Below are 25,559 nucleotides of genomic sequence, written 5' to 3'. Positions count from 1 at the left end.
CCTTTTTTTTGCCAGTACGACCCCTGACAGAGTCGCGCTGCCGTCCTTGCCACCGCTTCGTCTCGGACGGCGCGGTCTGGGTGCTCGTGATCGGGAACGAAGCCCGGCGAGGCGCATTCGGCTATTGCGGCGTCACTCGCAGCGCTGGCATGTCGCCGCCCTGATGCAGGATGAAACGGTCAACCTTGCCGTCCTTGCCGCGCACGAACTCGATGCGGCCTTCGATCACCTTGTAATAGAACGTCGTTTCCGATTCGGCGAACAGCGGATACTTGCGCTGGCCCGTGCCCTGCGCCATCAGATGATCGCCTTCGAGCGTGACCGCGACGTCGAGTCCGGGGCGCAGCCGGTAAACGCCGCGGTACTCGGCGAGCAAAGCCGCCGGCAGATTCACTTCCTTGCGCGCGGTGTGCAGCGCGACGTTCTCGCCGCGCGCGATGGCGCCGAGGTCGGCCGCGATCTTCTGCGGTGCCGAACTGTTGACGTTGCCGAGCACGACCACGGTCAGTTTCTGCGTTGGATAGTAGGCCAGTGTCGTGTCAAAGCCTTCGGTGTGACCGTCGTGCTCGATCATTTTGCCGGCGCCTGTGCCGTGCACTTCGACGCCGAACGCGTAGTCGCTCTTGAACGGCGTCGTCATCTTGGCGAGCGACGCGGCGCTGAGCAGCTTGCCGCCGAACAGTCCGCGCTGCCAGCGCAAAAGATCCTCGGTCGTCGAGTACAGTCCGCCGTCGGCGAAGGCAATGCTCATATCGACATAGCCCGCGTTGACGAAGCCGTGTATGTCCGGCACATAGCCGCTCGCGCGCCGCGCGAGGATGCGCCGGTTGGCGTCGTAGCCCGAATCCTTCATGCCGAGCGGATCGAAGATGTTCTCGCGCAGGAACTCGCCGTAACTCACACCACCGAGCTTTTCGATCAGGCAGCCGAGCACGGTATAGCCCGAATTGCTGTAGCTCCACTGCTCGCCCGGCGCGAAGTCGAGCGGCTTGTCGCGGAACAGCGCGAGCAGCTCGTCCGGCGTCTTCGCAAACGGCTCGATCGACGGGTACTCGGCAAAGCCGGTGTAGTTCGGAATGCCCGAAGTGTGGGTGAGCAGATGGAAGACCGTGATCTTGTCCCACGCGGCCGGCGCATCGGGCAGATACTTCTTCACCGGGTCGTCGATCCTGAGCTTGCCGCGCTCTTCGAGCAGCAGGATCGCCGCCGCGGTGAACTGCTTGGTGATCGAACCGAGGCGCAGCCGCGTCGACGGCGCGTTGGCGATGTTCCATTCCAGATTGGCTGAGCCGTAGCCCTTGCTCAACACGACGCGATCGCCGCGTGCGACCAGCACTGTGCCCATGAACTCGCCCGCGTTGGCGTACGCGGCAACGGTTTCGTCCATGCGTGCCGCCTCGTCTTTGCGCGCGGCCTCTGCGGCGAAACAGGAACTGGCGAACAGCAGCAGCGGCAGCGCATAACGAAGCATCGGCATTCCAAACAAAGAGCGGATCGGATTTCGATTTGGCCGGTTCGCCGGCGCGCTTGTCAACCGCGCGCGCCGGCGCGCATTCGGCGGCTAAGCTGCCGCAGCGCAATCGGCGTCCAGTACACTAGCTGCGCCGATTCCGCCGCCGAACAAAGGAAACGCCTTGCCCGCACGCCTTGCTCCCGACCAGTCCCGCGGTTATCTGATTCCCATCGGCACCCAGGCGCGGCCCGACGGCTATAGCGAAATCTTCCGCCGCATCCTCGCCATGCTTGGGCAGCGGCCGCAGATCGTCATCATCACCGCGCAGATGCCCGACGAGACGGTGAGCGAAGAAATCGAAACCGCCCTGCTCACGCTCGGTGCCGGCCGCGTGCAGCGGCTCGCCCTCGGCAACCGCAGCAACAGCGACCAGCCCTCGGCGCTCGCCCTGATCGAGCGCGCCGAATTCGTCCTGCTCAGCGCCGACCAGCCGCTGCGCCTGTCAACCCTGCTCGGCGGCACCCAGCTCGCGCGCCTGCTGCGCCGGCGCAATGCGGACGGCATGGCCGTCGGCGGCATCGGCCCGGGCGCGGCGATCCTCGCCGAACATATGCTTGCCGGCGGCGCGCACGGACCGACGCCGCGCATGGGCAGCGTCACCCTCGCGCCGGGCCTCGGCCTGTCGAACCGCCTCGTCATCGACCAGGGCGGCGCCGGCGCGGACCGGCTCGGCCGCCTGCTCGCCGCGCTCGCGCTCAATCCGTTTGCGCTCGGCATCGGCATCGATCCCGACACGGCCGCCTTCATCGGCCCGGACAACGTCGTCGATATCGTCGGCCACGGCAGCATCACCGTGGTCGATCCTTCCGACGTCGGCCATTCCAACGTCGCCGAAGCGGGGCCGAGCGGACCGATCAGCATCACCAACCTGCGCGTGCACGTGCTCGTACACGGCTCGCGCTACGATCTCGACTTCCGCCGCACGATTACCTGAGCGCGATGCGCAAAAATATTCTCGCCGCGATCGGCCTGCTGCTCTGCGCCTTCTGCGCGCTCGCGCAGGCCGCACCGACCCTGCTGCGGCCCGCGCGCGTATGGACCGGCAACGCGGACGAGCCCGCGCACGCCGGCTGGGCTGTGCTCATCGACGGCGAACGCATCGTCGCCGCCGGCCCCGTCGCGTCGATCACCGCGCCGGCCGACGCAAAGATTATCGACCTGCCGGAAACGACCTTGCTTCCCGGCCTGATCGATCTGCATGCGCATCTGTTCCTGCACCCGTACAACGAAACGAGCTGGAACGACCAGGTGCTCAAGGAGCCGACGGCCTATCGCACCCTGCTCGCCGCGCAGCATGCGCGCGACACCCTGCTCGCCGGCTTCACCACTGTGCGCGATCTCGGCACAGAGGGCGCGGGCTATGACGATGTTTCGCTGCGCCGTGCGATCGACGAGGGCCTGGTCGCCGGCCCGCGCTATTTCATCGCCACACGCGCGATTGTCGCGACCGCGTCGTACGGCCCCGGCCCGCGCGGTTTCCGCCCCGATGCCGACTTGCCGGGCGGCGCACAAGAGGTCAGCGGCATCGATGCCGGCATTGCCGCCGTGCGCGAACAGGCCGGCCGTGGCGCGGACTGGATCAAGCTCTATGCCGACTATCGCATCGGCCCGGGCGGCGAAGTGCGCCCGGCATTCAGCGATGTGGAACTCAAGGCGATGGTCGACGCCGCGCATCTCTCGGGCCGGCCGGTCGCCGCGCACGCATCGAGCGACGACGGTGTGCGCATGGCCGTGCTCGCCGGCGTCGATACGATCGAACACGGCTACAACGCGAGCGAGCGCACCTTCCAATTGATGAAGCAGCGCGGCGTCGCCTATCTGCCGACCTTGACCGCGGTCGAGGCCATCGCGCAGTACAACGAAGGCTACCAGCCCGGCAAGACGCCGCCCGGCAAACGCATGCAGGACTCTGCCGCGGCATTCCGCACGGCGCTCAAGCTTGGCGTGCGCATCGGCTGCGGCAGCGACGTCGGCGTGTTCGCCCACGGCAGCAACTGGCGCGAGATCGAATGGATGGTCAAGCTCGGCATGAGCCCGGTGCAGGCCCTGCTCGCGGCGACCAGCGTCAACGCAACGATCCTGCGCAAGCAGGACGAGTTCGGCCGCATCGCACCGGGTCTGCGCGCAGACCTTGTCGCAGTGCGCGGCGATCCAACCCGCAACATCGAAGCGATACGCGAGGTTATCTTTGTGATGAAGAACGGAAAGATTTACCGACAGCCATGAACAACGACTTCGTCCTGCGTGCCGCGAACGCGGCCGACGCAGCAGCAATCCGCGAGATTTACGCACCGCACGTCGAACTGAGTTCCGTGTCATTCGAAACCGAAGTGCCCGACGTCGATGCAATGGCCGCGCGCATCACCAAGCTGCTGCCGACGCATCCTTGGCTCGTCGCCACGATCGGCGACCGCATCGCCGGTTACGCGTACGCGAGCCCGCATCGCGAACGCGCCGCGTATCGCTGGTCGGTCGAAGTCACCGCTTATGTGCATGCCGACTTCCACGGCCGCGGCATCGGCAGGCGTCTTTATGCCGCGTTGATCGCCGTGCTCAAGGGGCAGAACTACGTCAACGCGTTCGGCATCGTCACCTTGCCGAACGCGGCCAGCGTCGCGTTGCACGAAGCCTATGGCTTCCGCCATTGCGCGACGCTGCATCACGCCGGCTACAAGTTCGGCGCCTGGCACGATGTCGGCTGGTGGCAGTTGCAGATCACAGCACCTTCGCCCTCGCCCGCGGACCCGATCGCATTCGCCGCTCTGGATTCGGCGGTCCTGCAGAACGCCTTTCGCATCGACTGAATACGCCGCGCCGACATTCGGCGTGCGCAAACTGTGATGTGCGACTGAACGCAGAGCGACTGCCCGCCGCGCTGTCATCTCGATTCGGTATATTCGTCGCGATCGCAGTCAACCGCCCGAATCGAAGCGCGTTGCCTGCTATGTCTCCGGGGGAGCGGAGAGTCCGAGCCGTCGATCTTCCTTCGCAGGAGCCTTCCATGCGACCGTTCCCGTTCCGTCCTCGATCGTCCCGTTTTTCCTCTCGCAAAGCATCCGCATTCGTCATCGCCCTGCTCGCCTGCTGCGGCGCAGTCCAGGCCGCCGACGTCGCACCGAGAGTTCCGCTGCCGCACACGCTTCCCGACCCCGCGCGCGATCTGCCGGGCCTGATGCTCGACACACCGGCCACCGACGCGCAGGCCGCGCGTTTTCTCACCATGGCCACGTTCGGACCGACGCCTGCTGCGATCGCCGAACTGCGCAGCCTCGGCTATCACGGCTGGATCGCCAAACAGCTCGCGATGCCGGCGTCGCCGATGCGACCGTACGTCGAGTCGCTCGACAAGGCTGTGCAGAATCCCGGCCAGAACGACCGCATGGAAGCCTGGTTCAACAACGCGGTCACCGCGCCGGACCAGTTGCGTCAGCGCGTGGCCTGGGCGCTGTCGCAGATCATGGTGGTGTCCGACCAATTCGCCGGACTCAACGAAGATCCGATTTCACTCGCCGAGTACTACGACATGCTCGCGCGCGACGTCGGCGGCTGGACCGACACCAACTACACGCCGCACGCGCCGACGTTCTACAACTTGATCTACGACGTCACCCTGAGCCCGGCGATGTCGCACATGCTCACCTATCTGCGCAACGTGCCGGCGAATCCGAAAATCGGCACGTCGCCCGACGAGAACTACGCACGCGAAGTGATGCAGTTGTTCACGATCGGCCTCGTGCTGCTCAACCAGGACGGCACGCCGAAACTCGACGCGAACGGCAATCCGATCCCGAGCTACCCGCAGTCCGTGGTCGGCGCCTACGCGCGCGTGTTCACCGGCTGGAGCTATACGACCGGCTTCTACACCAACCCGGCTTCGTCCACGAGCTGGTCGATCGCCGAATACCAGCCGCTGACCTGCTACGACAAGTATCACGACTTCGGCGCGAAGAGCCTGCTGAGCTACACCGGCAATTACGGCGCCAATTCGGACGCGAAGACGCTGCCGGCGAACCTGCCTTGCGCCAGCGATCTGCAGCAAGGGCTCGCCGTGCTGGTCAATCATCCGAACGTCGCGCCGTTCATTTCGCGCCAGTTGATCCAGCAACTCGTGACCAGCAATCCGACGCCGGCCTACGTCGCGCGCGTGTCCGCTGTGTTCAATGCGAGCGGCGGCGATCTCGGCAAGGTCGTCACCGCGGTGCTTACCGACAATGAAGCCTTGACCGGCACGATCCCGTCGCAGTACCCGAATCTCGTCTTTGGCAAGGCGCGCGAACCGCTGCTCAAGCTCACCGCATTGTGGCGCTACTACGGCGCGGCCTCGACCAGCGGTTTGTATACTTTTCCGAATCCGCAGTCGAACTACGCGGAACGGCCCGAAGGCGCGTCGTCGGTGTTCAACTTCTACTCGCCGAGCTATCTGCCGCCCGGCGAACTCGGCGACTCCGGGCTGTTCGGTCCGCAATTCCAGATCCTCAGCGAAACCAGCACGATCAGCACGGCGAACGACCTTGCTTCGAGGGTCGGTGCGTACAAGGGCAATCCGAAGAACACCGCGTCGACGATCGCGATCGACCTCGACGGCCTTAACGCGCTCGCCGGCAACATCGATACGCTGATCGAACAGATCAACCACGATCTGCTCTACGGACAACTGAGCGCGACGAGCCACACCGCGATCGCGAGCGCGGTCAACCAGGTGCCCGCGAGCAACGCGCTCGGGCGCACGCAGACCGCGCTGCAGCTCGTGCTCGCGTCCCCCGAATTCGCGATCCAAAAGTGAGAATCGCCATGACGACTTCTTTCTCCCGCTCGCGCCGCGATTTCCTGCGCAATGCCGCCTGCAGCAGCTTCGCGCTGTCGACCGGCGGCGCATTGATGACCCAGTTCGGCCTGCTCAACTCCGCGCTCGCGCAGGGTTGCAGCTATGCACCGGTCGGCGACTACAAGGCCCTCGTCTGCCTGTTCCTGCTCGGCGGCAACGATTCGTGGAACATGCTGATTCCGAGCGACAGCACGCGCTATGCCGCCTACAGCACGGCGCGCAGCGGCGGGCCGCCGGCCGGCATGGCGATCGCGCAGAACACGCTCGTGCCGGTCAACGTGCTCGGCGCAGGCAGCGGCGAAACCTATGGCCTGCATCCGAACCTGACCGAACTCGCCAGCGTATTCAACGCCGGCAACGCGGCCTTCGTCGTCAACGTCGGCACGGCTCTGCAGCCGATCAACAAGTCGCAGTACCTGACGCCGGGTTATCCGGTGCCGCCGCAACTGTTCTCGCACGCCGACCAGCAGGCGCAGTGGCAGTACGGCCAGCCCAAGCAGAACGGCGTGACCGGCTGGGGCGGCCTGCTCGCCGATCGCCTGCACGTGCTCAATCCGGGCATGACCGTGCCGATGTCGCTGTCGCTGAGCGGACAGAACCGCTTCCAGGTCGGCGATTCGATCCAGCCGTACACGCTGACCGCGTCGGGCCCGGTCGGGCTCAACGGCTACACCGGTACGGGCGGTGCCGGGCGCCTGTCCGCGCTCGAACAGATGCTCGCGCAGACCTATGCCGATCCGTTCTCGCGCACCTACGCGAAGACCGTGAACAACTCGCTCGGCTACTACCAGACCATGCAGACCGCGCTCGCCGCCGCGCCCGCGCTGACCACGCCGTTCCCGGCCAACAACCCGATCGCCGCGGCGCTGCAGCAGATCGCCAAGATCATTTCGGTGCGCGACAAGCTCGGCGCGAAGCGGCAGATTTTCTTTATCGGCTACGGCAGCTTCGATTCGCACGACAACCAGCTCACTGAACAGCCGAAGCTATTCACGACGATCTCGCAGGCATTGGCCGCGTTCAATAACTGCACGATCAACGATCTGAAAATTCCGCAGTCGGTGACCACCTTCACCCTATCCGAATTCGCGCGTACGCTGAACTCGAACGGCGACGGCACCGACCATGCCTGGGCCGGCATGCAGTTCGTCATGGGCGGTGCGGTGAAAGGCCAGCGCATCTATGGCGCGCCCGCGGCGAGCGGCAGCGTGTTTCCGAACCAGGCACTCAACGGACCCGACTGCCTCGCGCGCGGACAGATGATGCCCGGCGTGTCGTGCGATCAGTACTCGGCGACGCTCGCAAGCTGGCTCGGCGTGCAGAGCTGCGATATCGCGGAAATTTTTCCGTACGTGAAGAATTTTCCGACCGCGGACTTGGGCTTCCTCTCCTGACAACGCGGGCCGCGGCGAGTGCCGCCGGCCCGCGATTTACGGAAATTGCACGACCGGTCCTTGGACCGGCTTGCTCGGCGGCACATACGCCGGCGCGGCAACGCCGGCGGGTCCGAGCGTCTTCACGAACGCGTAGATCGCTCTGAGATCTTCGTCGCTCATCGCACGCATGCTGTACCACGGCATCGGCTGGCGCGGCTGCATCGTGCGCGCATGCGCCAGCCACTGCGGTTCGCTGAGCTTGTCGAGGAACAGGCGCAGATTGGTCGCGTAGGTCGTGCCCCACGGCCCTTTCCAACCGAGCGCATCGCCGGTCAGCCACAATTTCTCATCGGTCTGGCCGCCGCTCTGCGCGTAGCCGGGCGTGTGGCAGTCGTTGCAGCCGGTCACACGGACCAGATAGCGGCCGCGCTGCACCTGCGATGACGCAGCCGTTTCGGTCGCGGTCGCAACCATGCTCAAGCCTGCCGTCGCGGCCATGGCGGCCAGCAGCAGGGGCGTTTTGAACTTCATCGGAATTTCCTTCGTTCGAGTGTGCAAAAACAACGAGGCGCGTCACCACCTCGCCATCATTAGCGCAATCGAGGAAATTTCGGCTCATCGTGTTGGCGATCGGTCAACCCGACTGTGAGCGGACCGGGCCTGTAAGCGCCGGATGCGTCGCAGCCGCACATGCGCCGCGCCTAAAGCGCGCAAAGAATTCCTGCGCGGAATTCTTCAGACGTCCTGCAAGTTCGGCATGACAGCGCGTCTTGCGAACGTTGCGCGACCCGCTGCCGAAGCGCCGTACGTTCTTTGCGGCGCGAGTTGCAGCGAAGACGCGGAGGCTTACGGGCGCGAATCCGGCAGATTCGCCCGGCTCACCGGATTGGTCCAGTCCTCGGACCCATGCACGTTGACGTCGGCATGCTGGAACCTGCCGTGGTTGAACGTTGCGCTGCCCGACAACGACAGATTGCCTCCGTTTGAGGTATCGCCCTGCAGTTTGATTCCGAGCGCAATGTCCTGGCTGCGGATATTCATGCCTTTGATCAGATTGGCGACGTTGGTCGCCGCGAAGCCGCCGAAGTCGGCGTTCTTGAAGCCCAGCCGTGTTGCATAGTCGCTCGGCAGCGATGCGACCGCGCCGAGGGCCACGGTACCGCCGATGTCGGGCAGCGCGCCGGAGGGTTTCATCCAGGTCTGCGTTCCGGGCGACACGGTCAAGGCCGGCAGTTGATTGCCGGTGATCGGCAAGCCGTAATTCGAGATGAAGCCCGTGTTGAAAGTCGGATTGTTCTCTAACGAAGGTTTCTTGATCTCGGGCGCCGCCCAGGGATTGGGAGCCTTGTCGAGCTGCATGATCGCGCGGGCCTGCGCCAATTGCGTTTCCGTCGCGGTTGAAACGGAATATCCCGGCGTGTTCAGCGCGCTCTGCAACGTGGCCGCTTGTTGCGCGGTAAGCGTTGGCACCGACAAAGCAGTGAACGGTTGTTGCGCCACCACCGGGTCGATGCTCTGCAAGGTCTGCGGCGTCGCCGCTGCGTCCTGCGCGGACTGCGCCAACATCTGCCGCGCCGGAGCAGCGAGCGCCTGGGCCGGATCCATCGCAGCACTGAACGTGTTGATCTGCTGCTGCGCCGCCGGAGCGGCCGCAGCCGAGAACGCGGCCAATTGCTGCGCGGCCAGCGACGGCGGCGCCTGCGCCTCGGAATTGAAGTGCGCCGTGGCCAAGGCCGTCTGCGCCGTCTCTTGCTGCGCGGCCTGTTCCGTCTGGTGCTGCTGCGCGACTTGAGCCGACGCTTGTTGCGCCGAAGCCCCGTGCAGACTTGCCATTTGCGCGCCGGCCGCGTCGTTGTCCTGCGTGTGGGCGACGCTGTTCATTCCACCGACGCCGCCAGCGCCGCCTATGCCACCTGCATTGTCTGCCATGAGACACCTCGCTTGCGGAAACGACCGCGGGCTGCTGAAGAGATAGACCCGGATAGCACCATAGGCGGCGATGTAAACGTTTCCAATCGGGGGCGACCCTAGCTAGGGTTTTCCCTAGGGACTCTCGATCGAACGAGTTTGCCGACCGAGTTGCAAGCAAGCAGCGGTTATCGCGCGCTCCCGGAACTTGCGTCCGCGGGAGAGCGCACATCTTCACTTCGTCTTATGCGGACGATGTCGCCTCGTCGATCAAGCCGGCGACTTCGACCGGATGCGACGCCAGCGAAGCGTGGCCTGCCGACAGCGTGATGACTTTGCGCGGATTCATGCGCGCCGACATCATCTTCTGGTTCTCGGGATTGATCATGCGGTCTTCGCTGGAAATCTGATACCACGAAGGTTTCTTCTTCCACGCGGGCGCGGTGATCACGTCGGCGAACGTGCTGCCGAGCGGCGCCTTCTGCGTGATCGCCATGACCAGCGCTTCGTCGGCGCTCAAGTCCTGGCAGAAACTCTCGTGGAACTTGTCGTACTGGATCCACAGGTAGCCGTCGCTGTCGGGCGCGATATTGCTGAATGCCGCGGGCGGCTTGGCCTGGCTGATGCCTCCGGGACTCTCACCCGCATCGGGTGCAAACGCCGCGATGTAAACCAGCCCGACCACATTCGGCAGATCGCCCGCCGCGGTGATGACCGCGCCGCCGTACGAATGCCCGACCAGCAACACGGGACCGTTCTGCTGAGCCACCATCTTGCGCGTGCGTTCCGCATCGTCGGCCAACGACGTCAACGGAACCTCGACCGCGCGCAGCTTCGTGTGTCCTTTGCGCGTCAACTCGACGATCACCTTGCTCCAGTGCGCCGCGCCTCCCCAGAAACCATGAACAAGAACGATTGCAGGTTTGTCGCTCACAGCCCGCCTCCTTGATATCGGCCCGCCGCTTGGGAAGCGCATCGAAGCTACGGCGGCCGGCGTCGATGCGCGGAGCCTTTGCGTGGCTCGGACTCCAAGCCTTTCTGCCGGGCAGACTACTCTTTTTTTGTGACGAAGGTCGCTCTACCTGCGATCACAGTGACGATACCGGCTGGTACTTCTAAACGTCCTCGAATTCCGTCTGGTTCTATGCTTGAGTAGTTTGAAGGTCGATGATTGTGGCTACCTGCGCGAGGTGAACGCCACAAAGTTCGGGTAGCCGCTAAACATTCAAGCAATGGGCGAAGCCAGATTCAATGTGTCCGATGCGCCTGATCAGTGGATTGCAATATTGCCTGCACTACGAGGGCAACTTAACGATCAGTCGACCAAAAAAAAGTACAAGAAGTACGGCAGGTACGCACACCGCTACACCGCCAAGGATAAAGAAAAGGATGAGCAGCAGCGGACTACCAAAAGACTGTATCTGCCAGATGGTAAAGATCGCTCCAGCAGGAAAAGCCAAAGTGGAATACATAATCCCTAAGACTGGAATCGTAGGTGATAAACCGATGCCCGAATTGCAGTTCCGACAACGAATGATTTTCAATGGTCCGAGGAAAAGAAGTTTGAGGGCAGCAACCGCCGGCTGCCGGCATACCGGGCACTGAGTGGAAAGCAACTGAGACATACGAATTTCCGCGCTATCTAGCCAAGGCATGAAGCATACAGATCGCTGTCGGCCCATTCTCCATCAATTGCCGGATTAGCGCCCCTGCTCTCGCATCTAATCTGCGAAGCATTTCGAGCTCCGCCTGCGCAGCTGCCGCGCTTCCAAGGAGCATATTGGCGCCGATGGTTCCACCTATTCCTGCCCTTAACCCGATGGCGCTAGCATATAAATTAGGCCCCCAGTCAAAACTCCCGTAATAAGAGTTATTGATTTGCAGGTGCATCTCCCATTGACGTGAATTCCGTTGGCAATCGACTTCAGATTCCGCTTCACACTTCACGTCGATATTTACATACCCGTTCGCGTGGCCGTGCACTCTGACGAATTTCAGATACCCCCACCACGACCAGTGAACTGGCACCAGTTCGGTGCCATCGATTCCTACACCTGTTAGGTTAAGACGTGGTGGCGAAACCCAAGTACCTGTGACCTTGGTCAACCCGAAAGGATCCCCAGAATCAAGAGGATTACTGCCCACGTAACCGTAGGTATTGATTCCACCCGCCAATCCAATTGGATCGGACTCGATGTACCTCCCGGTGGCTTGGTCATAGCCCCGGAAGTAGTTGTAGTTGAGTCCCGTCTCTGCATCGAAGTACTGGCCGGGAAACCTAAAATTGACCACCAGCGTCTGTACGCCCGGCTGATGCGTCCCAAACGCCGACCCGAAGTAATCCCACTTCCACGCGATCGTATCGGCTGAGGTCGTCGCACCCGGCAGCACCGCCGCCCGCGGCGTGCCGAGTTGGTCGGTCTCGACGTAGTACATCCGATTCTGCGTGCCGCCGCCCGTCTGCGGTGCGGCCGTCACGATGCCGACCGGGATGCCGTCGAGGTAGACATACTCCTGACTGTTGCCGTTCGCGTATTCGCCGAGAAGCTGGCCGCCTTCACCGTAGACGAAGGTTGTCGCGGTCTGCAGTTGACCCGACGCGCCGATCAGCTTCGCCACGCGCTCGCCTTTGCCGTTGTAGCTGTAGGTCGCCTGCGTACCGCTCGGCAGGTTCGCGTTCAATGCGCTGAGCCGGTTGCGGTCGTCGTAGCTGAAGGCATTGCCGTTCGTGCTCGTCGTGTTGCCGTTCGCATCGTAGCTGCGCGCATTGGTGCCGACGCTCTGCAGGCGATGCGTGCCGGCCGTGTAGGCATAGGCCGTTGCGGCGCCGCCGTTCAGCGCCGCGCTCGTGCGGTCGCCGGTCTTGCTGTAGGCATAGCTCTCCAGCGGCGACGGCGGTGTCGCGCCGGTCTGGCTCGTCGTCAGGCGATACAGCGCGTCGTACTGGTAGCTCTGCGTCGGCGGATTCGCGTTGACCGAGCTGCTCGCATTGACCAGGTTGCCGAGTGGATCGACCGTCGCATCAACGATCAGTCCGTTCGGATCGGAGCTAACCACTTTGTCGATCGCGTAGTCCTGATCGTAGGTCTTGCTCAGGCTACGCCCGTTGCCGAAACCGATCTGGCTCAATGGGCCGAACGGCAGGTAACTCGCGCTCGCAACGAGGTTTTGTGCGCTCGCCGTGGCGTTCGCCTGATACGTGATCGCGGTGATCTGGCCCAGCGCATTGCGCGCGTAGCCGACGATCGCGCCGCTCGGATAAGTGATGGACTGGACGCGGTCGGCCACGGTATAGGCGTAGCTCACGGTCGAGACGACGCCGTTGGCCGTCTGCTTCTTGCTCGTCACGTTGCCGCGGCGGTCGTAGCAGTAGACGGTGCTGCCCGAGCTATCCGTGATCGTGGTCAGTCTTCCTTGCGGATACGAACTCGCGCAGCCAGTCGTCGTGTTGGCTTGGTCGTAGGAATAACTGACGTTGAGGCTCGTGGTCGGATAGCCGATGCCGGTCAGGCGGTTCAACGCATCATAGCTGTAGGTGGAAGTGACACCTCGCGCATCGGTCTGACCGCTGCGATTGCCGGTCGCATCGTAGGTGTAGCCGCTAGCTCCCGTATCGGGGCTTTGCAGCGCGGAAAGGTTGTTGAGGCCGTCGTAGGTGTAGCTCGTGACGAGGCCGTCCGGGTCGGTGACGCTGCGCAGGTTGTCGCGCGCATCGTAGGCGTACTGCGTGGCCGTGTCCTTGGTTGTGCCGGTGCCGGCGTGGTCTTGGAGGGTCTTGGTCAGCCGGCTGAGTGCGTCGTACTGGTTCTCGGTGCCGACGCCGTTGCCGTCCACGGAGTAGATCGCATTGCCGTTGCCGTCGTAGCCGTTGGTATAGGTGATGCCCGTGGGCGCCGCCTCGGCCGGGTTCTGGTAGGTCTGCACGGCCGCGTTGGCCGCGTTGAGCGTCTTGGTCAGGTGGCTCAACTGATCGTACTGGCGCGACAACGCGCGCGTGAGCGTGTTCGTCGGGTCCTTGGTCTGTTCCTGGGTGCGATTGCCGGCCGCATCGAGGGTGTAGTGAATCGTGTTGCCGGCGTTGTCGGTGATGTCGGTCAGACGATGCGCGGCGTCGTAGGTATAGGACAGATACGCGCCGTCGGGCTGAGTGATCCTGGTCACCTGGCCGACGCCATCGTAGGCGAACGTTGTGATCGCATCGCCCGACGAGGCCGAGCCGTCGACGTTGGCGCGCACGGTGCGCGTGAGCAGCCAGCCGCGCGGGTGGTAGCTCATGTCGGTGACGGTGCCATTCGCGTCCTTCATGCGCGTGACACGGCCGTTCTTGTCGTAGCTGACGGAAGTCGTGGTCTGGCCGAGCGCGTTGGTGACTTGATAGAGATCGCCGAGGTAGTGGCAGGTACCGCCGAGCGTGGCGCAGCCGGAGACATCGGTCGTCTGGTAGTACGCGTAGGTCGTGACGTCGGAGACATCGGTGCGTGCGCCGTCGACGGTGAGGACCAGGCCGACTAAGGGACAAGTGCCTGCGGTGACGCCGGCTTGTTCGCAATAGGTGTAGGAGGCTTGGCGTACGCCGAGCGGCGCATTCGTGGATGAGCCGCAGGTGTAGGACGAGGCACTCGATACGGAAGGATCGATCTCGCAGCGCGAGAGGACTTGGCCGCGAGTGTTGTAAGCCCACTTGGTCAGCGATTCGGTGGCATTGCTGGCATTGACGACGGTACGCGAATCGGGGACACGGAAATTGGCGTTCCAAGTCGTATTGATCGTTTTGGCCGATGCCGTGCCACTGGCTTCCACGCGCCGTTTCTCCAAGCCACGCGTATCGTCATAGGTGTACTGTGTCGTATTGCCGTTGAAATCGGTGGCGCTGGATACGTATCCGGCCGCATCGTATTGCTTGCTTTGTACACCACCGCAGGCCGGGCAAGGCTGAGTGCTCGAAGCAAAATTGTTCACACCGTTTACGGCCGTGAAGCCCAGAACGGAGGTCTGCACGACCGGTGTTGAATCGGATGCGTTGATCGTTCGGCTGACCGTCGTGCTATAGGTGTGATAGGAAAATTGCGTGAGATCAATCGTGCCGTTGGCGACATTGGGGGCGAGATAAGTCGAAGCCACCCGCCTTTGGTTGTCGTAGGTGATTCCCTCGTAGAGGGACCCATTCTCGTCTACCACACCAATAACGGCATTGGCATTCGCGAGAAAACTGCTATCGCCATATTGGTACAGGCGTTGGGTCGAATCCGGATAGCTCACACTATATAAACTGCCGAACAGACTGATGGAGTATTGGTATACCCGATTATCCGGTGTGGTGACCGAGACGACATTCGTCGTCGAAGCATTGACTCCCGAGAGCCCGTAAGAGAATGTCAGAGACCGTCCTCGGCTGTCAGTGACCTGCTGGAGCCGTCCGTTGCTGTCATAGGTCAAGGTCTGGGTGAGATTGGTCTTGTCCCACAGCGCGATCAACTGACCTGACGCATTGTAGGTTTCGATTTCGTCGTTCTGGGTGGACACCTGCCACCCGCCTCCAGCCAACGGGGTCAACACGTCAGCTACCCGCCCGTTCCAGTGCGTTTCCTCGGCGCCTGAACTGGTGAAATAGCGAGCACCGAAATCGGGGCGCACAACCGCATAGGCAATATCCCCGGTGCCGCTCACAACGTACAGGCGCCGATCGTAATCCAAGCGCCAAAAGGGTCCCCAGGTTGAATCGGCCGGTCCGATGGCGCCACTTGGCGGCCAGTAGCCAAAACTGTTGTATACGCGCTTCAAGTGCAGGGGACTTCCCGGCAGCGAGAAGTCGGTCTCGTTGAAGACCTTAGCCCCGCTTGCGGGCTGAGCGGGATGGCTTACAGGACAGGTATTGTCTTGAGGCAAGTTGAGCATGCATACCATCTCCCCTGTCGAAGAACGCATTCCCCAACTATATCCGGGAGGACAACGCGTCGGCTTATACCGAAACATTTCCAGACCAGCCTGCGAGGTCACAGAGCCGCACACGCCCTGGCTATCTCTCGTGCTGGAAGTTATCAGGTAACCCGAATAGCAGTTCGTGTTCGTGGGTGTAGCTCCGCTTTGCCTACACGCCATTGCCGAATTGAAACCGGTATTGTCAAAGGGCGCATTCGGGGTCAAAGCGATCGAGCAGAAGCGGGACGAGCCACATACGATCGACTGCTGCATAAAATCTACTGCACCCTGCTCCGTCGAGAAACCATAGCTGGATGGATAGTAGTCGTTGGGAGCGGCAGGTCCGACACCCAATCCTGGCACTGCAAAGCAGAAGTCGAATCCTCCGGGCTCGTAGAAAGCAGGCAGCGGATCGGGACTCGTACATTGCGCTGTGCCGCCATCTTGTTTGCAGGCTTGCCCGTTCGCATTCTGCGCCGCCAGCCCTAAAACGAAAACGAACCCAAAGAAAGCAGTTATAAGTCGGAGTAGTCGAAACTTGCCGTTCCTAGCTAAATCTCGCATTCATCAGCTCCTTAAAAAGTTTCCGTCTCAAGCTAAGCCGAAAAGGAGACCACGAAGATCGGCCTCTATCAGGGATCTTCCGCCGCCTGTGGGTTGAATTGGATTCCCGGCTTTGCAGCAATCCGATTTCAGAGCAATACACGAAGTGCTACCGGACGTAGGTAGAAAATTGGGTGGACAAGTGATCGATTGATCACAACCCATTGTTGAGTTATTGCCGGCAACACCATGTACGCGTAGTCAATTCCTTCCCCTCGATAACGACGACAAGCGTTAGATTAATCTAATCTCTAGGACGCAAGAACACGCTTGTCAAACTGGATTGTTGCGAGCCGACAACTTTCACTCCGACCACTAGGTTTCCTGACTAGAGTCAGTCCAAGCCAACTGAGGCAACGTTTTCGTCAGAGTTTAAGTTGAAATATCTAGATAAACCCAAGATTCGCCGTCGAGAAACGCCCCAGATTCGGAAAGATCGTAGCGAGATCCGACGCCCCCACCCCAAACCAACTCGCCAACGTGGCCGAGTATTGATCGACCGAAGTTGTCGGCACGATCTGGCCGTAGCCGGTATCGTCGGGATTCGCGGTCGGCTGCGCGTTGGTATTCGGCACGAGCGAAGGCATCGTGCCGTAGTAGCGGCCGCCGCGCACGGCGTCGCCGATGACGAAGTGGTGGCCGCCCCAGCCGTGGTCGGTGCCAGTGCTGTTAACCGGCAGGGAGCGGCCGAAGTCGGAGGCGGTGAACGAAGTGACGCTGTCGGCCACGCCGAGTTCGACGGTTGCCGCGTAGAAGGCGGCGAGTGCTTGGCCGAGTTGCGAGAGGTTGTCCTGCTGGTCGCCGAGTTGGTTGGCGTGGGTGTCGTAGTTGCCGGCGGAGACGAAGAACACCTGGCGCTTCATACCGAGTGCGGCACGCACGCGAATCAGTTGCGCGACCATCGACAACTGATGGCCGAGGTCGTTGTCGGGAAACGGCGTCGCGAGCGGCGGCAGCGGCGTGGCCGGATTGAGCGCCGAGTTCACCAAGGTGTAGATTGAGATCGCACGCGTGGTCGTGTCGGCGAAGGCGCGCTCAAGCACATGGCTCTGCGCACCGCGCGCAAGCAGCGCCTGATAGGCGGCGGTGCTCTCGGCATCTTCGCCGCCGCTGACCCAGGACTCGGGGCCGTTGCCGAGATAGTTCAGCATGGTCACGCCGGACGGGTCCATCGCGTACTGGTCGACGATCGCGCCGCGCTGGAACAGGTTCGCGCTCGACAGCGAAATGCTCATCGGCACCTGGCCGCTATTGTTCGCGTAGAGCAGGTCGGCGATGCGCCCGCCCCAGCCGAGCGCGTTTGTGTCGTCGGGGCGCGCGGTCTGCCACTGGCTGGTCTGGTCGTCGTGCGAGAACAACTGCGGCGGTACCGGCACGTTGCCCTGCCGGTACTGCGCGCTCGTGATCGGAGAGAGCAGGCTGCCGACGTTGGCGACGACCGCCGCCTTGCCGCTGTTGAACAGCGCGGCGAGACCGGCGTTGCCGGAGTTCGCGCGCTGGTCGCCGAGCGCCGGATGCAGGCCGTAGCGGCCGCCGTCACTCGGCGGCGCGAGCGCGTTGAGCGCGTTCGCGGCGATGTCGGCCTGGGCCAGCGCGAGGTTGCGCCGCGAGGCCGCGTACTGCGCGTACAGTCCCGCGTCGTACGGCACGATCGTGTTGAAGCTGTCGTTGCCGCCATAGAGGTAGACGCAGACGAGCGCCTTGTAGTCGGACGTGGCATTCAAATTTGCCGCCGCGGCGAGCAAGTTGAGATTGCCGAACGCGGAGTACAAGCCCGCGCCGCCGAGCGCGGCACAGATGCTCTTGCGCAGAAATTCGCGACGATTCACCGACATGACGGCCTCACTTCTGGATCGCGTATTCGGGGGAATTGATGATGAGGTAGAGCGCGTGCTGCACGCGCACCAAACCGAGGGCGGCGCCGCGGTCTGCGGCCGTGAGCGCGTTGAGGCGCGTCAGCAGGATGCCGCGCATTGCGCTCGACATCTGCCCGGACAGGAACAGCACGTTGTATTTGTCGATCAGCTTGTCCGGACTCGATGCGGCCAGCGACGCATCGCGCGCGAGGTTCATCTGGATCGTCGCCGCATCGTCGCTGCCCCAACAGTCCGTGCTGCCGGTGTAGTTGCAGAAGATCTCGTGATAGAGATGATTCGGCGTCAGCACCGCGGCGGTGTCGGTGAGGATTTGGAATTCCGGCGCGCGCAGCCCGCGCATCTGCGGTTCGCCGGGCGGCGCGAATACCGGCTTGAAGAAGTTGAACACGCTCGGCGAACGCAGCGGCGCTTCGCCGTACTGGTCTTCGATTGGCGGCCACGTGTTGATATTGTCGTCGCGCCCGCTCGCCGACTTGCCGGCCATCGCGCGCCAGACGTGGGTCAGCTTGAGCAGCGGCTCGCGCAGCTTGCCGTAAGTGGTCGGCGCGAGGGTCTGGCCGTTGCGCGCTTCGTCGTCGAGCAGGATCGCCTGCACCACGGCCTTGAGATCACCGCGCACGCCGGCGCCGTTGTCGTTGAACGTCTGCGCGACGCGCTGCACGTAGGCCGGAGTCGGATTGCTCGTGACCAGACGCTGGATCAACTGACGCGACACGAACGGCCCGACGTTCGGATGGCGGAAGATATTGTCGAGCGCGGCAGTCAGCTCGGCCTGCGCCTTGCCGCCATGGACGAGCACGCCGCCCGCAAGCGCGACGCCCGGATAGACGAGCAGTTGCTTGTCCGAGGTGGCGTCGTGCCAGAACTCGACCGGCTGCATCGGCTTGCGCCACGCCGCGACGTCGTGATCGCTCGGCGCGCAGTCCCAGCCGAAGTAGTGGTCTTTGTCGCAGCAGGTCCATGTGGTCGCGCCGCAGCCGGTGTTGTTCCAGGTCCAGCCGGTGAACACGGCGGCGAAGCCGCGCACGGTCGGCTGCGCATAGGTCGGCACGGGCTGGCCGTTGGTGCCGAGCTGCGGCGTGCCGTCGAGATTCAATTGCACCAGGCCGATCGAAAACAACTGCAGCACTTCACGCGCGTAGTTTTCGTCGGGGTGGATGTTCTGTGTCGGATCGGCCTTCTGGTTCTGGATCATCGACAGGTACGTGCCCATTGCCGAATGCTTGGTCACGTCTTCGAGCAGGGTCCGGTAGTTGCCGAACGCATCGGCAGCGAGCGTGTCGTAGAAACTCGCCAGCGCCCACGGCTCGTCGGCGAGCGTGCCGTTCTTGTTCGAGACGACGAAGATCTCGCTGAGCGCGAAGGCGACGCGCTGGCGCAGTTGGTCGGCCGGCGCGTTGTTCGGAAATCCCGCTCGGCTCGGGTCGCCCGTGCCGAGCGAATTGATCGCCCAGGCCTGCAGGCGCGTCGAATCGGTGACGTCGTTGCTGCCGGCAGGCTGCTTCTTCATCCAGTCCAGATAAGGCGCCTGCGTCGAAGCGCGCGCGCTGAACTGCTTGTTGAGCCAGCCTTGATAGCCGAGCGATCGCAGCGAGGAAATATCGGCGGTCGTCGTGCCGAACGTCGCCTGCGCGAGAAAACGCGCGGCGTCGGCATCGCTGGCCGGTGCGGCCGGCACGGCCGCGATAGACGACGCGGCTCCGGTCAAAACGAGGCCCGCATAAACGCCGAGCTTCACGAGAGATTGCGCAATTTTCGCAACAGAAATATACATTTCTTCACTCCGCAGCCACGGCGAGAGTCTAGTCTTCGGCGCAGCCGCGGAGTTTGATCCGCATCACGGGGCGAGAAAAAAATGCAATCGATACCAGCCGTCATCAGCGCGTCATCGGAATCTGTCTCGACGGTGCCCAATCCCGGCCGTGCCCCGGCTTCGGCTAAAATGCGCGCCCGCAATCGGCATCAGGAAGCATCGTGCAGCTCAATCAGGTCAAGGCCATCGTCACCGGCGGCGCATCGGGTCTCGGTTTCGGCGTAGCGAAACATCTTCTCGCGCACGGCGCGAAGGCCGCGCTGTTCGACGTCAGCGCAGAAAAAGGCACGCAGGCGGTGGCCGCGCTCGGCGCCAACGCACGCTATTTCAACACCGACGTGAGCAGCGAAGAGCAGGTCGCGGCGAACGCGAAGGCCGCGCACGAATGGCTCGGCGGGCTCAATGCGGCGATCAGTTGCGCCGGCATCCTCGGCGCCGGACGCGTGCTCGGCAAGGACGGGCCGATGCCGCTGAAGACATTCGAGACCACCGTGCGCATCAACCTGATCGGCAGCTTCAATGTGGCCAAGGCCGCTGCCGACTTGATGCAGCACAACGCGCCGGGCGAGGACGGCGAGCGCGGCGCCATCGTCAACACCGCGTCGATCGCCGCGTTCGAAGGCCAGATCGGCCAGGCAGCGTATTCGGCGTCGAAAGGCGGCGTGGTCGGCATGACCCTGCCAATGGCGCGCGAGTTTGCGCGCATCGGCGTGCGCGTGATGACGGTCGCGCCGGGCGTCTTCCACACGCCGATGGTCGAAGGCATGCCGCCGCAGGTTTACGACTCGCTGTGCGCGCAGGTGCCCTACCCTTCGCGTCTCGGCACGGCCGAGGAATTCGCCGACACGGTTGCCTTCATCCTGCAGAACCGTTATCTCAACGGCAGCGTGATCCGTCTCGACGGCGCGATCCGGCTGGCGCCGAAGTAATCCGCGATTTTTTCCGCGCGCAGTTCGGGGTGGCGCGGACATAGCCGGGCTCGATGCATCGAGCCCTCACACACAAAAGCTTTCCTGGGGAGATGAAAGTTATGCACGTCGCCGGTCGCTTCACCTTGTTCGGCGTTATCGCCGCTGCGGTTCTGTCGCTCGCAGTTTTCTCGTCGGCGCGGGCCGCACCCGCGGAACCGACCAAGCACGCTTATCGCGAAGTCGGCGGCAAGCCACTGAACGCTTTCGTGTTCCAGCCCGCCGGCAACGCGACCACGCCGCGCAGCGCCATTCTGTTGTTCCACGGCGGCGGCTGGGCGGCCGGCAGCGCCGAATGGACGTTCGGTTCGGCGCAGCGCTTCGCCGATCTCGGCCTGGTCGCGATCGCGGTGGACTATCGCCTGTCGAATGAAACGACGACCCCGGCCGACTCGCTCGAAGACACTTGCGCCGCACTCGCCTGGGCGCGCGCCCATGCCGACGAGCTGCGCATCGACACCCAGCGCATTGCCGGCTACGGCGTGTCTGCAGGCGGTCAGTTGCTCGGCGCGGCGGCGACCGGACGCTGCGCCGACGCGGGTCTGCGTCCGAGCGCGCTGCTGATGGTTTCGCCGGCGCTCGACGTGGCCGCCGACGGCTGGTTCGAGAAGCTGCTGCGCGGACGCGGCAAGGCCAAGGATTACTCGCCGCTCGAACACGTCGACGCGAGCACGCCGCCGGCTCTGGTCATCCAGGGCGCGGCCGACACCTTGACGCCGCTGCGCGGTGCGCAGAAATTCTGCACGGCGATGCGCGCGGCCGGCAAGGTCTGCGAACTGGCCGTCTACGAAAACGTCGGCCACCTGCTGACACGCAATTTGAAAAACCAGGAAAACGATTTCGACCCCGACCCCAAGGCCAGCGCCGACGGCGTCGAACGGCAGAAACGCTTCCTGCGCGAACACGGATTTCTCCCTACCGCTTCCACTACCTCAAAAAAATGAAAGCCTTCGAAATCAAACGCGGCAACGTCGTCGAATACAACGGCAAGGTCTACCAGATTCGTGAGATCGAGCGCAGCTCGCCGCAAGGCCGCGGCGGCAACGTCACTTTCCGCTTCGTCATGTACTCGGTGCCCGGCGCGCAGAAACTCGACATCTCGCTGCGCGCCGACGACGACCTCAAGGAAACTGAGCTCGTACGTCGCGCAGTGAATTTCTCGTACAAGGACGGCGAAGCCTTCGTCTTTATGGACAACGAGGACTACACGCAATACACCCTCGACGCCGGCGCCGTCGGCGACGCTGCGGGCTATATCGTCGACGGCGTCGAAGGCTATTACGTGCAGTTGATCGACGATGCGCCGATCGGTCTGCAGGTGCCGGCAACGGTCACTCTGCAAGTCGTCGACACCGCGCCCGAACTCAAGGGCGCGTCGGCGACCAAGCGCTCGAAGCCGGCCAAGCTCAACACCGGCATCGAAATCCAGGTGCCCGAGTACATCACCAACGGCGAAGCGGTGTTCGTCAACACCACGACCGGGGAATTCTCGGGCCGCGCGTGAGCGCCGTGACCATCCGTCGCGCGAGCGCGGCCGACGCCGCCGCGTTGTCCGCGCTCGCCGAACGCACCTTCCGCGATACGTTCGCGGCAGTGAACAGCGCGGAGAACATGGCCGCGCATGCGGCCGCCGCCTACGGTGTCGACAAGCAGCGCGCGGAAATCGAGTCGGCGCATATCCGCACCCTGCTCGTCGACATCGACGACACCGTGGCCGGCTACGCGCAGTTGCGCAGCGGACATGTGCCCGACTGCGTGCCCGCGGAGCACGCGGTCGAGCTATGGCGTTTCTACATCGACCGCGCATGGATCGGCCGCGGCATCGCCCAGCCGTTGATGCAAGCGGTCTTCGCCGAGGCGCGCGAACTCGACGGCGCGACGCTCTGGCTCGGCGTGTGGGAGCAGAATCCGCGTGCGATCGCGTTCTATCGAAAATGCGGTTTCGTCGAAGCCGGCGCGCATGTGTTCCAGCTCGGCGACGATGCACAGACCGACGTGATCATGCACCGCGACCTAGCGGCCTGAGTCGCCGTCGCGCCGCTTACTTGCCCGTCACCGCATTGCACTGCACTTCGACCTTGGCGCCGAGCGCAAGGCCGCCCGTCGCATAGGCCATGCGCGCGGGAAAATGCTTGGAGAAATAGCCGCGGTAGACCTCGTTGAATGCCGGCCAGTCGGCGATATCGGCGAGCGCGACCGTGCACTGCACGACGCGATCGAACGACGAGCCGTGGCGCGCGAGATTCGCGCCGATATTGTCCATGACCTGCTTCGCCTCGGCCTTGATGCCGCCGGCGACGAGCTTGCCGTTCGCATCGATGCCGATGTCGCCCGACAAATACAGCATGTCGCCGACGCGCACCGCCTCGGAAAACGGATAGCTCTGCCCCGGCGCAGCCTTGCGCGGAAAAAACTCGGGTTCGACCGCCGCCGCGGCGAATGCCGCCAATGCCAGCGCGATCGATGTCAGCGACTTCGTCGTCTTCGAAACATTCATCTTCAGGCTCCCCATACGTCGTTCAGCAGGCGGGCGAAATTGCCGCCGAGTATCTTGGCGATGCGCGCGTCGGAATGCTTGCGCGCGGCGAGCAGTTCCGCAATCCGCGCGAAGCGGTCGGCGCGGTTGAGATCGGGCAGGAAGGTATACACGCTCGGGTCTTCGCCGGGCGCCGAGATGCCGGCCTTGCGCCGATTCTCGATCTGCTTGGCGAAGTCCTTCTTGAACTTCTCGGTGACCGCGACCGGCGAGACCGAACCGTCGGTGCCGATGCCGACGTGATCCTCGCCGCAAACCTCGACCGCGTGTTCGATGTGCGCGATCAAGTCGGTCGCCATCGGCTGGCCCTTGCCGCGCAGGAACGGCATCAGATAGATGCCGACATAGCCGCCCTTCGCAGCGACCTGTTTCAACTCGTTGTCGGTCTTGTTGCGCGGGTTTGCGTTGATCGCCGCGCAGCCGGTATGGGTGATCGCAATCGGCGCCTTCGACGCAGCCGTGGCTTCCAGCGTGGTGCGTTCGCCGGCATGCGACAAGTCGATCAGCGCTTTGCGTTCGTTCAATTTCTCGACGAGCTTGCGGCCGAACGCGGAGAGCCCCGCGTTGCCGGGTTCGAGGCAGCCGTCGCCGACGAGATTGCGCTTATTGTAAGTGAGCTGGTAGACGCGTACGCCGAGATTCCAGAACGTGTCGAGACGATCGAGGTTCTCGCCGAACGGCGTGGCGTCCTGGAAGCCGTAGATCAGGCCGAGGCGGTTGCTGCGCTTGGCTTCGGCAAGATCAGCCGCGCGGCGCACCTGCAGCAGCCGGTCGGGATGCGCGGCGATCTGCGAATTCCAGTAGGCGATTTCGTCGATCGTGGCGTCGAAGCCGCGCGCATAGCTGCCGACGCCCTGGGAGTTCACGGTGAGATTGACCGCGGTCAGGCCCGACTTGCCGATGTCGACGAAGTCCTGCGCATTGAGCTGGTTGGAATCGTCGTCGATCGAGCCGCCCGGGCTGCCGAGCGTGTCGATCACCACGGCCCGATCGTATCCGGCCCAGCCGGACTTGGCCTCGGCCGCCGCGGCGAACGCGCGTGCGACGGGATACGGCAGCAGCGCCGCGGCGCCCGCGCCGGCGGCCAGGGAAAGAAAACCGCGACGAGGCAACACAGGATTCATCAACGCAGCGCTCCGCTCGGGGACGCCGGATTGTGCGCCTTGCGCGCGCCCGATTGCCAGCAAATTGCCGCTGAACGAACAGGCCGAAACCATGCCCATAGCGGCATTCGTGACGCGTTTCCCGTATCCTATTGCACTGACCTAACCCCCGCTTTGCCAAGGAGCTTGTCCCAGTGGATAGACGCCAATTCGTACTCGGATCGATCACCGCACTCGCCGCCGCGCCCGTGGCCAATCTCGCCCGCGCGAGCATTTCCGGCGCCGACAGCAAGGTGCCCGTGCCCTTCGCCTGGGACGTCAAGGTGCCGATCGACAGCCGCGAGGAATTCGTCGCCTGGGCGGTGAAGAACCGCGGCGAAGATCCGAAATTCCTCACCCAGCGCTGGAATCGCATGTACGCGATGGTGCAGAACAAGGATCTCACCGACGAGCGCAACAAGCGCGCCTTCCTGCTCACGCCGCGCGAAGACTTCTGCCGCCCGGTCAACCGTGCGCACGCTTACGACAGCGCGTTCCTCGACATCGGCTTCGGCGTGACCATCTCCGGCCCGCACGCGGTCGGCCGCATGACCCAGGTGCTCAACGTGCAGACCGGCGAGAAGGTGCTCGAGATCGGCACCGGCTCGGGCTATCAGTCGGCCTTCCTTTCGCACCTGACCGACAAGTGCTACAGCATCGAGATCATCAAGCCGCTCGCCGAGCGCACGCGCAGCGTCTACGACGAACTGATCGGCGACGGCTACAACGAGTTCAAGTCGATCACGACCAAGCAGGCCGACGGCTACTACGGCTGGGAAGAAAACGGCCCGTTCGACAAGATCGTCGTCACCTGCGGCATCGATCACATTCCGCCGCCGCTGCTCAAGCAGCTCAAGCCGAACGGCGTCATGGTGATCCCGGTCGGACCGCCGGGCGCGCAGCGCGTGCTCAAGGTGATCAAGCACCAGGGCCAGAACGGCGACATCACCGTCTCGCGCAGCGACATCTTCAACAAGGTCGTGCCGTTCGTGCCGTTCACCAAGCTCGTCGACGGCGAGATCAAGGGTGCGCACAACGGCGATGCCAAAGACACGAAGTGATTTCCCAGCTCGTCATCC

At 63.4% G+C, this 25,559-nt stretch carries 20 protein-coding genes; 11 read left to right on the top strand and 9 right to left on the bottom strand.

The genetic code is table 11. The features are described from left to right. Positions 1 to 121: 121 nt before the first annotated feature. Positions 122 to 1,471, bottom strand: coding sequence for a serine hydrolase (locus FFS30_RS19695; RefSeq protein WP_137914895.1), 1,350 nt, complete (start codon positions 1,469 to 1,471; stop codon positions 122 to 124). Positions 1,472 to 1,634: 163 nt separating this feature from the next. On the opposite strand from FFS30_RS19695, the gene FFS30_RS19690 reads away from it, so the two are divergent. The 5 genes from FFS30_RS19690 to FFS30_RS19670 all read left to right on the top strand — a co-directional run bounded on the left by FFS30_RS19690 (position 1,635) and on the right by FFS30_RS19670 (position 7,732). Then, positions 1,635 to 2,447, top strand: a complete 813-nt coding sequence (locus FFS30_RS19690; protein WP_171014750.1) for a cyanophycinase — start codon at positions 1,635 to 1,637, stop codon at positions 2,445 to 2,447. A 5-nt stretch (positions 2,448 to 2,452) separates the two neighbouring features. Next, the gene (locus FFS30_RS19685; RefSeq protein ID WP_137914893.1) at positions 2,453 to 3,739 is read left to right on the top strand and encodes an amidohydrolase family protein; all 1,287 of its coding nucleotides are present in this window, start codon (positions 2,453 to 2,455) and stop codon (positions 3,737 to 3,739) included. Further along, complete coding sequence (locus tag FFS30_RS19680) at positions 3,736 to 4,317, top strand: arsinothricin resistance N-acetyltransferase ArsN1 family B (protein WP_137914892.1); 582 nt, start codon at positions 3,736 to 3,738, stop codon at positions 4,315 to 4,317. Before FFS30_RS19685 ends, FFS30_RS19680 begins: the two co-directional genes overlap by 4 nt. Before the next feature lie 197 nt (positions 4,318 to 4,514). Further along, positions 4,515 to 6,296: a DUF1800 family protein gene (locus tag FFS30_RS19675; protein WP_137914891.1), complete on the top strand. Its 1,782-nt coding sequence runs from the start codon at positions 4,515 to 4,517 to the stop codon at positions 6,294 to 6,296. A gap of 8 nt (positions 6,297 to 6,304) precedes the next feature. Next, a complete protein-coding gene (locus tag FFS30_RS19670) occupies positions 6,305 to 7,732 on the top strand; it encodes a DUF1501 domain-containing protein (protein ID WP_137914890.1) in 1,428 nt (475 codons plus the stop codon). Between the two features lie 36 nt (positions 7,733 to 7,768). On the opposite strand, the gene FFS30_RS19665 is transcribed toward FFS30_RS19670, so the two are convergent. The 3 genes from FFS30_RS19665 to FFS30_RS19655 all read right to left on the bottom strand — a co-directional run bounded on the left by FFS30_RS19665 (position 7,769) and on the right by FFS30_RS19655 (position 10,556). After that, positions 7,769 to 8,245, bottom strand: coding sequence for a c-type cytochrome (locus FFS30_RS19665; protein WP_137914889.1), 477 nt, complete (start codon positions 8,243 to 8,245; stop codon positions 7,769 to 7,771). 315 nt (positions 8,246 to 8,560) lie between these two features. Further along, entirely contained in the window at positions 8,561 to 9,643 is a 1,083-nt protein-coding gene (locus FFS30_RS19660; RefSeq protein ID WP_137914888.1) for a hypothetical protein, read from the bottom strand. A 223-nt stretch (positions 9,644 to 9,866) separates the two neighbouring features. Continuing rightward, positions 9,867 to 10,556 carry an alpha/beta hydrolase gene (locus FFS30_RS19655; RefSeq protein ID WP_137914887.1) on the bottom strand — a complete coding sequence of 230 codons (690 nt, stop codon included), beginning with the start codon at positions 10,554 to 10,556 and terminating at the stop codon, positions 9,867 to 9,869. A gap of 298 nt (positions 10,557 to 10,854) precedes the next feature. Here FFS30_RS19655 and FFS30_RS19650 point away from each other — a divergent pair, with 298 nt between their 5' ends. Continuing rightward, positions 10,855 to 11,103, top strand: coding sequence for a hypothetical protein (locus FFS30_RS19650; protein WP_137914886.1), 249 nt, complete (start codon positions 10,855 to 10,857; stop codon positions 11,101 to 11,103). Positions 11,104 to 11,260: 157 nt separating this feature from the next. Here FFS30_RS19650 and FFS30_RS19645 read toward each other — a convergent pair whose 3' ends face one another. The 3 genes from FFS30_RS19645 to FFS30_RS19635 form a co-directional block, all read right to left on the bottom strand. After that, positions 11,261 to 15,145 carry an RHS repeat-associated core domain-containing protein gene (locus tag FFS30_RS19645; protein ID WP_171014749.1) on the bottom strand — a complete coding sequence of 1,295 codons (3,885 nt, stop codon included), beginning with the start codon at positions 15,143 to 15,145 and terminating at the stop codon, positions 11,261 to 11,263. Positions 15,146 to 16,530: 1,385 nt separating this feature from the next. Continuing rightward, on the bottom strand, positions 16,531 to 17,979 hold the full coding sequence (locus tag FFS30_RS19640; protein ID WP_137914884.1) for a DUF1501 domain-containing protein: 1,449 nt from the start codon (positions 17,977 to 17,979) through the stop codon (positions 16,531 to 16,533). A 7-nt stretch (positions 17,980 to 17,986) separates the two neighbouring features. After that, on the bottom strand, positions 17,987 to 19,795 hold the full coding sequence (locus tag FFS30_RS19635) for a DUF1800 family protein (RefSeq protein ID WP_137914883.1): 1,809 nt from the start codon (positions 19,793 to 19,795) through the stop codon (positions 17,987 to 17,989). 200 nt (positions 19,796 to 19,995) lie between these two features. Between FFS30_RS19635 and FFS30_RS19630 the strand changes: the two genes are divergently transcribed. The 4 genes from FFS30_RS19630 (at position 19,996) to FFS30_RS19615 (ending at position 22,827) form a co-directional block, all read left to right on the top strand. Next, positions 19,996 to 20,763 carry an SDR family NAD(P)-dependent oxidoreductase gene (locus tag FFS30_RS19630; protein WP_137914882.1) on the top strand — a complete coding sequence of 256 codons (768 nt, stop codon included), beginning with the start codon at positions 19,996 to 19,998 and terminating at the stop codon, positions 20,761 to 20,763. Between the two features lie 101 nt (positions 20,764 to 20,864). Beyond that, positions 20,865 to 21,746, top strand: coding sequence for an alpha/beta hydrolase (locus tag FFS30_RS19625; RefSeq protein ID WP_171014748.1), 882 nt, complete (start codon positions 20,865 to 20,867; stop codon positions 21,744 to 21,746). Then, positions 21,743 to 22,306, top strand: a complete 564-nt coding sequence (yeiP, locus tag FFS30_RS19620) for an elongation factor P-like protein YeiP (protein WP_137914880.1) — start codon at positions 21,743 to 21,745, stop codon at positions 22,304 to 22,306. Before FFS30_RS19625 ends, yeiP begins: the two co-directional genes overlap by 4 nt. A gap of 5 nt (positions 22,307 to 22,311) precedes the next feature. Continuing rightward, positions 22,312 to 22,827, top strand: coding sequence for a GNAT family N-acetyltransferase (locus FFS30_RS19615; protein ID WP_137914933.1), 516 nt, complete (start codon positions 22,312 to 22,314; stop codon positions 22,825 to 22,827). A gap of 16 nt (positions 22,828 to 22,843) precedes the next feature. Here the strand turns inward: FFS30_RS19615 and FFS30_RS19610 are convergent, their stop codons facing one another. Next, on the bottom strand, positions 22,844 to 23,299 hold the full coding sequence (locus tag FFS30_RS19610) for a Rid family hydrolase (protein ID WP_137914879.1): 456 nt from the start codon (positions 23,297 to 23,299) through the stop codon (positions 22,844 to 22,846). A 2-nt stretch (positions 23,300 to 23,301) separates the two neighbouring features. Next, positions 23,302 to 24,462 (bottom strand): membrane dipeptidase, encoded by a 1,161-nt coding sequence (locus tag FFS30_RS19605; RefSeq protein ID WP_171014747.1) that lies wholly within the window; start codon positions 24,460 to 24,462, stop codon positions 23,302 to 23,304. 173 nt (positions 24,463 to 24,635) lie between these two features. Between FFS30_RS19605 and FFS30_RS19600 the strand changes: the two genes are divergently transcribed. Then, entirely contained in the window at positions 24,636 to 25,541 is a 906-nt protein-coding gene (locus FFS30_RS19600) for a protein-L-isoaspartate O-methyltransferase (RefSeq protein ID WP_212742524.1), read from the top strand. Positions 25,542 to 25,559: the final 18 nt, after the last annotated feature.

Source organism: Rudaea sp. 3F27F6 (assembly GCF_005503555.1).
Lineage (GTDB): Bacteria > Pseudomonadota > Gammaproteobacteria > Xanthomonadales > Rhodanobacteraceae > Rudaea.
This window is presented reverse-complemented; position numbering and strand designations above follow the sequence as displayed.